This is a genomic window from Kitasatospora sp. NPDC091257, from assembly GCF_044757675.1.
GTDB classification, from domain to species: domain Bacteria; phylum Actinomycetota; class Actinomycetes; order Streptomycetales; family Streptomycetaceae; genus Kitasatospora; species Kitasatospora lactacystinica.
On the sequence record NZ_JBIVVI010000166.1, the window covers coordinates 1 to 10,556 of the forward strand.

Below are 10,556 nucleotides of genomic sequence, written 5' to 3' on the forward strand. Positions count from 1 at the left end.
GTTCCTCCCGGGGCCTCCACGCGATCTGCTTGCGACGTGCCGCTGTCACCTTCGCCCCCCCGGCGGTTCACTGATCTTCGGCACGGACCTTACGACAGCTCTAGCGGGGCCGGGGTATGGCCGAGGGGCCGCCCAGCGTCCCGTCCTCGTCCACGGTGAAGACCTCGATCTCCTTCTGCAAGGTCACCGTGATCCGGCCCGGGGCGGACCATTCGGCCTTGACGAAGCCGTCGCCCTCCTCCCAGGTGCCGAGGCCCCAGTGGCGGGCCGACCAGCCGCTTCCCGTCAACAACTCCACCCGGTAGACCGGATCGATCGAGAAGGCGATGTCGGTGACGCGCAGCACGTGGTCGGAGCGGTTCGGGTCGGGCTTGCGGTCGACCAGCCGGCCGTCACCGCCGAAGATGTACGCCACGGCTCCGACCCCCGCCCCGATGACGAGGAGCGGTGACAGGACGGCCGCACAACCGATCTGCGCCCATCTGGTGCGGAACTCGAACCGGGCCACCACCGAGGCCACGGCCAGCGCGATCGTCGTCCCGAGCAGCAGCACTGGGTGGTTCAGCCAGCGCTCGACCTCGACCAGCCCGCCCTGGCGGGAGGAGAAGTAGCCCGGCAGGTACACCAGGAGGGCCGCCAGCGCCGCGCCCCGGAGCCACCACACGACCTGCTTGCGGCGCGTCACCGTCATTTGCTCCCCCCGGAGTTGTCCTTTGCCGGGACTTTACTACGGGGATGCCGGACGGCCCGGACGACGGATGCTCCGTCGTCCGGGCCGCCGGGTGCACCGGCCGTACCCCCGTCACCGCCGGTAGAAGACGCTCCGCGACCAGAAGTAGCCGACCAGCGTCAGCACGGTGCACCAGGCCAGGGCGCTCCAGGCACTGGTGCCGATCCCGGTCCCCATCAACAGCCCGCGCAGGGTCTCGATCATGGGGGTGAAGGGCTGGTACTCGGCGAACCAGCGCAGTGCCGTCGGCATGGAGTCGGTCGGCACGATGGCGCTGCCGATGAAGGGCAGGAACTGCAGCGGCATCGGCATGTTGCTGGCGCTCTCGACCGTCTTGGCCACCAGGCCGATGCCGGCCGATATCCAGGTCAGGGCGATCGTGAGGAAGAGCAGCAGGCCCATCGCGGCCAGCCACTCCACCGGTCCGGCGTTCGGCCGGAAGCCCATCGCGAGGGCCGTGCCGATCACCAGCACCAGCCCGATCATGGTCTGGATGACACTGCCGACCACGTGCCCGGCCAGGAAGGCGGAGCGCGATATGGCCATCGTGCGGAAGCGGTTGACGATGCCCTCGGTCATGTCGGTGCAGATGCCGATCGCGGTGACCAGCGACCCGGAGGTGGCCGCCATCAGCACGATGCCGGGCGTCACGTAGTCGATGTAGTTGCCGCCGCCGATTCCGGCGCCCAGGGTGCTGCCGTAGGCGTAGTTGAAGAGCAGCAGCATCATGACCGGCATCACCACGACCGCGAAGGTCAGGGACGGGTACCGCAGCGCGTGCTTGAGGTTGCGGCGCAGCATGGTCAGCGAGTCGCTGAGCGCGTGGCCGGCCGTGCCCGTGGCCATGCTCATCGCACGCCCTCCCCGGTCAGTTGAAGGAACGCGTCGTCCAGGTCGGCCGTCTCCACGACCAACGACTCGGCCTGCACGGACGCGTTGTCGAGCACGTCCAGCACGGCCTTCACGGTGAGGACGGAGTTGTCCCCCGGGATCTCCAGCCGCAGTGCCTCGGTGTCGGCCGTGGCGTATTCGAACAGCGCGGCGGCGGTGGCTAGCGAGCCGGCGTCCGCGAACCGGAGCCGGATCCGCCCGCCGGGGGCGAACCGCTTCAGCTCCTCGGCCGTGCCCTCGGCGACGATCCGGCCGCCGTCCAGGACGGCGATCCGGTCGGCGAGCTGGTCGGCCTCCTCCAGGTACTGGGTGGTGAGGAGGACCGTCACCCCGTGGTCGGCGACCAGGCTCCGGATGATCTCCCACATGGTGCGCCGGCTGCGCGGGTCCAGCCCGGTGGTCGGCTCGTCCAGGAAGATCACCTTCGGGTCCCCGACCAGGGTCATCGCGAGGTCGAGCTTGCGCCGCATGCCGCCGGAGAAGGTGGTGACGGCCTTGCGCGAGGCCTCGGTGAGATCGAAGCGCCGCAGCAGTTCCTCCGTCCGCCTCCGCCCCTCCCGACGGCGGAGGTGGTTGAGGTCGGCCATCAGCATCAGGTTCTCCTCGGCGGTGAGCAGGTTGTCCACCGCCGAGAACTGGCCCGTCACCCCGATCGCCTTCCGCACCGCGTCGGCCTCGCGTGCCACGTCGTGCCCGACCACCCGGGCCGAGCCGCCGTCCGCGGGGATCAGGGTGGAGAGGATCTGCACGGTGGTGGTCTTGCCGGCGCCGTTGGGCCCGAGCAGGGCGAACACGCTGCCCGCCGGGATCTCCAGGTCGACGCCCCTCAGGACCGCCTTGTCCCCGTAGGACTTGGTGAGTCCGGTCGCCGAGATCGCCGGGACCGCGGAGTCGGCCGCCATCAGGCCCTCCGGACGACGACGTTGCCGACCTGGGTGCGGCCGCGGACCTCGACCGTCTCCACCGCGTCGCCCGGGCCCTGGGTGGGGCCGAGGTCGTTGCGGACGCCGCCGACCTTGCTGTGCACGTCGAGCCAGGCCGCGGTGCCCTCCGCGATGCCGACCTCGACGTCCCCCACGCTGGTCTGGAGGGTGACCTTGCCGCGGACCACCCGGCCGACCCGGATGTGGCCGTGCGCCGACTTGGCGTCCACGTTCCCCTCGGCGAGGCCGACGTGGATCCGGCCGTTGGAGGCGTTGGCGTGGAGTTCGCCGTGCACCTCGTCGACCTCGGTGTCGCCGTTGCTGTTCTTCACCGTCAGCCGGCCCCCGACGGATCCGATCTCGATCCGGCCGGCCCCCGTCACCTCGGCGTCCCCGGTCGTCGCGCCGAGCCGGACGTCCCCGAAGCCGCTGTCGAGCCGGGCGCTCTCGGCGCTCTCGACCTGGATCCGGCCGAGCGAGGTCTTCAGCCGGCAGGCACCGAGCGGGCCCTCGGTGACGAACTCGGCCATCGGCGACTCGCTGTGGACCTCGGAGCCGGCCGGCAGCTCGACCAGGACCTCGACCGCACCCTTCTTGCCGCTGAAGACGCTGCGCTGCTTGGGGGCCTTGATGCCGAGCCGGCCACCGGAGAAGTCGACCTGGGTCTGCTCGGCGGCCTTGACGTCCGCCTCCTTGGCCGGATTGGCGGGCCGGACCTCGACCACCGCGTCGGTGCGCTTGCCGGCCTTGATCCAGACCGAGCCGATGTCGAATTCGAGGATGGCGGAGATCGGTCCGTCGGTCTCGTACGTAGGCATGGCTGTCCCGTCCTTGTGACTCGTGTGGATGTTCCCGCTGGTCGGAGCGGGGGTGACGTCGAAGGTGCAGAAGGTGGTGCGGGAGGTCGTGCGGATGCTCGGGGTACTGCGGAGGCCTCAGTGGACCCAGCCGGTGAAGCCCTGGCCGCCGACGCTGCGCGCGACCCGGCTGCCCGGATCGGCCACCGGCCGGCGGGCCGGCTCGCCGCCCTCCAGGGCGCCGGCCAGGGCCCGGACCAGCCAGGCGTTGAGCGAGAGGCCGGCCTCGGCGGCGGCCTCCTCCGCCCTGGCCTTGAGGTGGGCGGGCAGACGGAAGTTGATCCGGGCGGTGCCGGTCTCGTCCGGCTCCGGCGCCGCCGAAGACACCACCGGCGGCACCACCGGTGGCACGAGTGGCGCCATCGGTGCCGGCTGTGGCGCCGTATCGCCGTGGAAGGCGTCCGAGCCGGGCGGCGCCGTCACCACGAACTCGGGGTCGAGCCCGCGCAGACGCACGTCCACCGAGCCGGGGGCGAGGTCGCGGGTGACTTCGCCCATGGCGGCCGAGAGCGCGTTGAGCAGGGTGAGCCGCACGGCCGACTCCAGCGGGAGCGTGAGCCGCTCGGCCAGCGCACGGGCTTCGTCCCCGCCGGTGGCGGCGGCCACCGCGAGCTCGTTCCGGAGGTTTTCCACGTACGGCGTGAGGTCCATGGCCGTAAGCATGGCACGGCGGTGGCGCCATGTCGAGCCATTTGTGGCACCACTTTGGCGCCACCACCGGAACGGGGATGGCGCGGCCGGCACCCGAGCACGGAACCGCCCCGCCGACCGAGGTCGACGGGGCGGTTCACCAGGGGAAACGCGACCGCGGGAAACGCGACCGCGGGAAGGTCAGGCCTGCTGCCAGCCCGCCAGGTAGGCGTCGATCTCCCCGGCCAGCCGGGTCTTGCCCGCCCCGTCCAGGAAGGAGGCCTCGACGGCGTTGCGGGCCAGCCCCGCCACCCCGGCCTCGTCCAGGCCCAGCAGTCGCGCCGCCACCGCGTACTCGGTGTTGAGGTCGGTGCCGAACATCGGCGGGTCGTCGCTGTTGACCGTCACCAGCAGCCCGGCGTCGACCATCCGCTTGATCGGGTGGTCCTCGATCCGCTCCACCACCCGGGTGGCGAGGTTGGAGGTCGGGCAGACCTCCAGCGGGATGCGGTGCTCGCCCAGGTGGTCGACCAGCGCCGGGTCCTTCACCGCCTGGGTTCCGTGCCCGATGCGCTCGGCGCCGAGCATCCGGATCGCGTCCCAGACCGTCTCCGGCCCGGTGGTCTCGCCCGCGTGCGGGACGCTGCGCAGGCCGGCCGCCCGGGCCCGGTCGAAGTACGGCTTGAACTGCGGGCGCGGCACGCCGATCTCCGGGCCGCCCAGGCCGAAGCTGACCAGGCCGTCGGGGCCCAGCTCGGTGGCCAGCCGGGCGGTCTCCTCGGCGGACTGCAGCCCGGCCTCGCCCGGGATGTCGAAGCACCAGCGCAGCACCACGCCGAGCTCCTTCTCGGCGCGCAGCCGGGCGTCCTCGATCGCCTCCATGAAGGCGACCTCGGGGATGCCCCGGCGGACCGAGGAGTACGGGGTGATGGTCAGCTCGGCGTACCGGATGTTCTGCCGGGCCATGTCCTCGGCGACGCCGTAGGTGAGCGCGCGGACGTCCTCGGCGTCCCGGACCAGGTCCACCACGCTCAGGTAGACCTCGATGAAGTGCGCGAAGTCGGTGAAGGTGAAGTACTCGGCGAGCGCCGCCGGGTCGGTCGGCACCTTGGAGTTCCCGGCGTGCCGGGCGGCCAGTTCCGCGACGACGCGCGGCGAGGCCGAGCCGACGTGGTGGACGTGCAGTTCCGCCTTGGGCATCCCGGCGATGAACGCCTCGATGCTCCGGTCTGCGGGCTCGATCCGACTGGGGTTGGGGCCGATCCGACTTCCGTCCGGCTGGACCACGGTGGTTCCCTTCTTCCTTCTACGCGCGTACTGAAAGACAGTTGCTGGCAAGGATAGGCCGTGCCCGGGGTCACCCTCCGAGCGCCACCGCCAGGGTGTGGATCAGCAGCCCGGCCAGGGCGCCGACCACGGTGCCGTTGATCCGGATGAACTGGAGGTCGCGGCCGACGTTGGCCTCGATCTTGCGGGAGGCGTCGTCGGCGTCCCAGCCCGCCACCGTCTCGGAGATCAGCGAGGTGATCTCGGTGCGGTAGGTGTCGACCAGGTACTGGGCGGCGTCCTGGAGCCAGCCGTCCACCTTGGCCTGGAGCTTGGGGTCGGTGGCCAGGCGCTCGCCGAAGCGGCGCACGCCGTCGCGGATGCGCCGGCGCAGTTCGCTGTCCTCGTCCTCGGCCGCGCCCATCACCAGGGTGCGCACGGCCGCCCAGGTGGAGTTGATCAGGTCCTGCACCTCGGCGCGGGCCAGCAGCTCGCCCTTGGCCCGCTCGACCCGGGCGATGGTCTCCGGGTCGGTCTGCAGCTCGGTCGCGAAGTCGGCGAGGAAGTTGTCGATCGCGCCGCGGGCCGGGTGGTCCGGGTCGTCCCGGATGTCGGTGACGAAGCGCAGCAGCTCCTTGTAGACCCGCTCGCCGACCTGGTGGTCGATGAACCGGGGCGTCCAGCCCGGGGTCTTCTGGGTCACCTTGCGGACCACGTCCTCGTGGTTGGTGGTCAGCCAGCCGTGCGCCCGGACGGCGACCAGGTCCACCACCCCGTGGTGCCCGCCGTCCGCGACCACCTTGCCGAGCATCCGGCCCATCGGCTCGGCCACCGAGGTGGCCGCGGCCCGCCTGGTCACCGCCTCGGCGACCACCGCCCGCACGTCGTCGTCGCGGAGCACCGCGAGCAGGCCGCGCAGCGCCGCCGAGGCCTCCTTGGTGACCCGCTCGGCACTGCCCGGCGCGGCCAGCCACTCCCCCAGCCGGCGGCCGATGCCGAGTGCCGCCAGGCGGCCGCGGACCACGTGGCCGGAGAGGAAGTTCTCGCCGACGAAGTCGCCGAGCGAGCGGCCGAAGGCGTCCTTCTTGGTCGGGATGATCGCGGTGTGCGGGATCGGCAGGCCGAACGGCCGGCGGAACAGCGCGGTCACCGCGAACCAGTCGGCCAGCGCGCCGACCATGCCCGCCTCGGCGGCGGCCGCCACGTACCCCGCCCAGGGGCCGGCGCCGGCCGCCCCGGCCCAGGTGGACAGGGCGAAGACCAGGGTCGCGAAGGCCAGCAGGCCGGTCGCGATGGTCTTCATCCGGCGGACGCCGCGTCTCTTCTGCTCGTCGGCCGCGGTGAACCGGACCCCGGGGCCGGTCCCGCTGAAGGCATCGTCACTCACCCCGCCAGTCTGCCCGTTGCCCGGCGCGGCCGGGGGCGCGCCTCGCGATCACACGCCCCCGCCGGGCGTGACGCACCGAACAGCCCGGGCCTCACGCCCCGAACCGACCGGGCGTGACGCCCCGAACAACCCGGGCCTCACGCCCCGCCCAGCACCATCCGCCGCACCTCCGCGCCCGCCCAGCGCTTCGGGTCCGTGCACCGCCGCCCGTCCAGCAGCACCCGCACCCCCGGCAGGTCCGCCGGCGTCAGGTCCCGGTACTCCGGGTGGTCGGCCTGCAGCACCGCCGCCACCACCGGCTCCCCGCCGTACGGCGGCAGCCCGAGCGCCGCCAACTCCTCCGCCTCGTACAGCGGGTCGCTGACGTACGGCCGCGCACCCGCCGACCGCACCGCCTCGACCAGCGGGAACACCCCGGAGTACGCCGTCTCCTTGACCCCGCCCCGGTACGACGCGCCAAGCACCAGCACGCCCTGCCCGGCGATCCCGCCCGGCACCGCCCCCGCCAGCACGCCCACCGCGTACCCCGGAACCGCCAGGTTGGCCTCGCGCGCCGCCCGGACCACCGTCGCGCCCGGGTCGTTCCACAGGTAGAGCCGCGGGTACACCGGGATGCAGTGCCCGCCGACCGCGATGCCCGGCCGGTGCAGGTGGCTGTACGGCTGCGAGTTGCAGGCGTCGGCGATCTCCGCGAAGTCCACCCCGACCTCGTCCGCGTACCGGGCGAACTGATTGGCCAGCGCGATGTTGACGTCCCGGTACGTGGTCTCGGCGAGCTTGCTGAACTCGGCCGCCTCCGTCGAGGCCAGTTCCCAGACGCCGTTGGGCCGGGGCAGGTCCGGGCGCGGGTCGAAGTCCAGCACCGCCCGGTAGAACTCGGCGCCGCGCCGGGTGGAGGGCGCGTCCAGGCCGCCGACCAGCTTGGGGTAGCGCCGCAGGTCGGCGAAGACCCGTCCGGTGCGCACCCGCTCCGGGCTGAACACCAGCGCGAAGTCCCTCCCGGCCGCGAGCCCCGACCGGGACGCCAGCCGGGGCGCCCAGCGCTCCCGGGTGGTGCCGACCGGCAGGGTGGTCTCGTAGCTGACCAGGGTGCCCCGGCGCAGCCCGGCCGCGACGGCGTCGGTGGCCGCGTCGAGCAGGGCGAAGTCCGGGCTGCCGTCGGCGGCGGTGACCAGCGGGACGACCAGTACGACGGCTTCGGCCCGGGCCACCGCGGCCGTGGTGTCGGCGGTGGCCCGCAGCAGGCCCTCGGCGACGACGCGCTTGAGCGCCTGGTCCAGACCCGCCTCCCGGGGGAACGGCGGCACGCCCCGGTTGACGCTCTCCACCACGCCGGGGGCGGTGTCCGTGCCGGTCACCCGGTGGCCCTTCAGCGCGAACTGCACCGCCAGCGGCAGGCCCAGCTTGCCCAGGCCGACCACGCAGACGTCCAGGCTCATCCCCGTCCTCCGTTCACCGAGTCGGCCAGCCGGCGCCACGCCGGGTGGCGCCGCAGCCGGCGCCGCAGCTGTTCCGGGACGAGCCCGCGCCACAGCTGCCGGGCGAGGTCGAGCCGCGGGGCGGCCTTCCCGACCGCCTCGGCGGCGGCCTCAGAGGCGGCCTCGTCCTCCGGCAGCAGGAACAGCTCGTCCGGCAGGCCGAGCCGGGCGTCCCGGAACGCCGGGAAGCCCGCGTACCGCCGCCCGCCGTCCACCACCACGGGTGGATCGCCGTGCGCCGCCTCGTAGCGGATCTGGTCGCGCAGCGCCTCCGGCCGCACCGCGCAGGCGAGTTCGAGCCGCACCCGCTCGGCGGACGGCAGCCGGCGGTACACCTCGCGGGCGCCGAACCGCTCGACCAGCCGCGCGACCTCGACGCACACCCGCTCCTGCACGTCCTCGGCCAGCAGCAGGAAGCCCTCCTGCAGCAGGCGCGGCACGTCCCAGCCGAAGCCGCGGGCCCGGATGGCGTCCAACTCCTCTCCGGGCTCCGCCAGTTCCGCCGCCACCTGCTGCAACGCGGCGATCCCGCGCAACCGGTCCAGCACCCCGGCCCGCTCGGTGACGTTGCCCCGGTCCTCGCGCAGCACCAGGAAGTAGCAGTCGTAGGAGGCGAGGACGGACACCCGGGCCGCCCGCAGGCAGGCCTCCAGGGTGAACGGCTGGTCCGAGAAGACCTTCAACCGCTCGTCGCGGCGCAGCCCGTGGCGCCGGAGGAGGTCGAGCCGGAACAGCTTGGTGTCGGCCAGCGCCCAGGCCAGCGCGGAGTCGGTGAAGTCCACGGACTCGGCGTCGGCGTGGAAGATCCCCTGCGGGACCAGCCGCCCGTTCACCCCGATCTGCTTGGGCACCACCACGTCCGAGCCCCAGGTGTCGGCGGCCGTGACCAGCCGCTCCAGCGCTTCCTCGCCGAGCCGGTCGTCCGCGCCGAGGAACAGCACGTAGCGGCCGCGGGCCAGCTCCAGGGCGCGGTTGGTCGGGCCCGCCGGGCCGCCCGAGTTGGGCTGGTGCAGCACCGTGAACAGCCCTGGGTGGCGGGCGGCGTACTCGTCCAGCAGCTCCCCGCCGCCGTCCGTGGAGCCGTCGTCCACGGCCACCACCTCCAGCCGCCCCGGCGCCAGGGACTGCCCGACCAGCGAGTCCAGGCAGGCGGTGAGGTACGGCATGGTGTTGTAGACCGCGACCACCACGGTCACGTCGGGTACGGCCATCGGGGGGCGGGCCTCCGGTTCCGGCATCGGCGAGTGATGCCGGGTCAACTCACGGTGGAGGCCCGGGGTCACGATGATCACCCGCACCGGCGACGGGGAACCGAACGCGCGCCCGGCTGTGGCACTGGCGTACGACGGCCGGGCGGCGGCCGGAGAGCCCCCGGCCGCCGCCCGTCCGTCCCGTCAGCCGATCGCCACCTCCGCGTACATCCGGGCGATCACGTCCTCGATGGCCGGTTCGCGCACCGACAGGTCCACCAAGGGGTAGCGCGCGGCGACCGCCGCCACGATCGGCGCGGCGCTCTCCTGGGCCGGGAAGGCCAGCCACTGGCGCGGCCCCTCGACCCTGGTGACCCGGGCCCCGGGCACCTCGACCGGGTGCGCGAGTTCCCGGGCGAGGTCCACCACCAGCGTCCGCTCGCTGCGGCCGGTGACGTGCAGGCCCTCCAGTCCGCCGTCGTAGACCACCCGGCCGTGGTCGATCACCATCACCCGGCCGCAGAGCTGCTCGATGTCGGTCAGGTCGTGGGTGGTGAGCAGCACGGTGGTGCCCCGGTCCCGGTTGACCTCGCGCAGGAACTCCCGCACCCGGCCCTTGCTGACCACGTCCAGGCCGATGGTCGGCTCGTCCAGGTAGAGCACCTGGGGGTCGTGCAGCAGCGCCGCGGCGAGATCGCCGCGCATCCGCTGGCCGAGCGAGAGCTGGCGCACCGGGGTATCCAGCAGTCCGCCGAGGTCGAGCAGTTCGACGCAGCGGCCGAGGTTCTCGCGGTACCGGGCGTCGGGGATGCGGTAGATCCGGCGGGCGAGTTCGAAGGAGTCGCGCAGGGGCAGGTCCCACCAGAGGGTGGTGCGCTGGCCGAAGACGACGCCGATCCGGCGGGCCAGTGCGACGCGTTCGCGCGCCGGGTCGACGCCGGCCACCCGCAGCCGTCCGGAGCTGGGGACGAGGATGCCGGTGAGCATCTTGATGGTGGTGGACTTGCCGGCCCCGTTGGGCCCGATGTAGCCGACGCACTCGCCGGCCTCGACGGTGAAGCCGAGCCCGTCCACCGCCCGGACCTCGCGTTTGGCCCGGCTGAACCGGCCCGTGCGGGTGCGTACGGTGAAGGTGCGGTGGACGTCCTGGAGTTCGATCAGTGCCATGGGAGCTCCTTCGGGATGGGAGGGGTTCGTGGGAGGG

General features: G+C 73.1%; 10 protein-coding genes. All 10 read right to left on the bottom strand.

What is annotated here, in order from left to right; all coding sequences use genetic code 11:
- Positions 1 to 100: 100 nt before the first annotated feature.
- Complete coding sequence (locus tag ACIQOV_RS10685; RefSeq protein WP_401047204.1) at positions 101 to 691, bottom strand: hypothetical protein; 591 nt, start codon at positions 689 to 691, stop codon at positions 101 to 103.
- A 111-nt stretch (positions 692 to 802) separates the two neighbouring features.
- Positions 803 to 1,582: an ABC transporter permease gene (locus tag ACIQOV_RS10690; RefSeq protein WP_401047207.1), complete on the bottom strand. Its 780-nt coding sequence runs from the start codon at positions 1,580 to 1,582 to the stop codon at positions 803 to 805.
- Positions 1,579 to 2,523 carry an ATP-binding cassette domain-containing protein gene (locus ACIQOV_RS10695; RefSeq protein ID WP_401047210.1) on the bottom strand — a complete coding sequence of 315 codons (945 nt, stop codon included), beginning with the start codon at positions 2,521 to 2,523 and terminating at the stop codon, positions 1,579 to 1,581. Before ACIQOV_RS10695 ends, ACIQOV_RS10690 begins: the two co-directional genes overlap by 4 nt.
- The gene (locus tag ACIQOV_RS10700; RefSeq protein WP_401047213.1) at positions 2,523 to 3,362 is read right to left on the bottom strand and encodes a DUF4097 family beta strand repeat-containing protein; all 840 of its coding nucleotides are present in this window, start codon (positions 3,360 to 3,362) and stop codon (positions 2,523 to 2,525) included. Before ACIQOV_RS10700 ends, ACIQOV_RS10695 begins: the two co-directional genes overlap by 1 nt.
- A gap of 117 nt (positions 3,363 to 3,479) precedes the next feature.
- Positions 3,480 to 4,052 (bottom strand): toxin-antitoxin system HicB family antitoxin, encoded by a 573-nt coding sequence (locus tag ACIQOV_RS10705; protein ID WP_401047216.1) that lies wholly within the window; start codon positions 4,050 to 4,052, stop codon positions 3,480 to 3,482.
- A gap of 180 nt (positions 4,053 to 4,232) precedes the next feature.
- Entirely contained in the window at positions 4,233 to 5,273 is a 1,041-nt protein-coding gene (locus ACIQOV_RS10710; RefSeq protein ID WP_401047226.1) for an adenosine deaminase, read from the bottom strand.
- Between the two features lie 115 nt (positions 5,274 to 5,388).
- A complete protein-coding gene (locus ACIQOV_RS10715) occupies positions 5,389 to 6,684 on the bottom strand; it encodes a DUF445 domain-containing protein (protein WP_401047219.1) in 1,296 nt (431 codons plus the stop codon).
- Positions 6,685 to 6,821: 137 nt separating this feature from the next.
- Positions 6,822 to 8,117, bottom strand: a complete 1,296-nt coding sequence (locus ACIQOV_RS10720) for a nucleotide sugar dehydrogenase (RefSeq protein WP_401047228.1) — start codon at positions 8,115 to 8,117, stop codon at positions 6,822 to 6,824.
- Positions 8,118 to 8,119: 2 nt separating this feature from the next.
- A complete protein-coding gene (locus tag ACIQOV_RS10725; protein WP_401047221.1) occupies positions 8,120 to 9,400 on the bottom strand; it encodes a glycosyltransferase family 2 protein in 1,281 nt (426 codons plus the stop codon).
- A gap of 156 nt (positions 9,401 to 9,556) precedes the next feature.
- Positions 9,557 to 10,519 carry an ATP-binding cassette domain-containing protein gene (locus tag ACIQOV_RS10730; protein WP_401047224.1) on the bottom strand — a complete coding sequence of 321 codons (963 nt, stop codon included), beginning with the start codon at positions 10,517 to 10,519 and terminating at the stop codon, positions 9,557 to 9,559.
- Positions 10,520 to 10,556 lie beyond the last annotated feature (37 nt).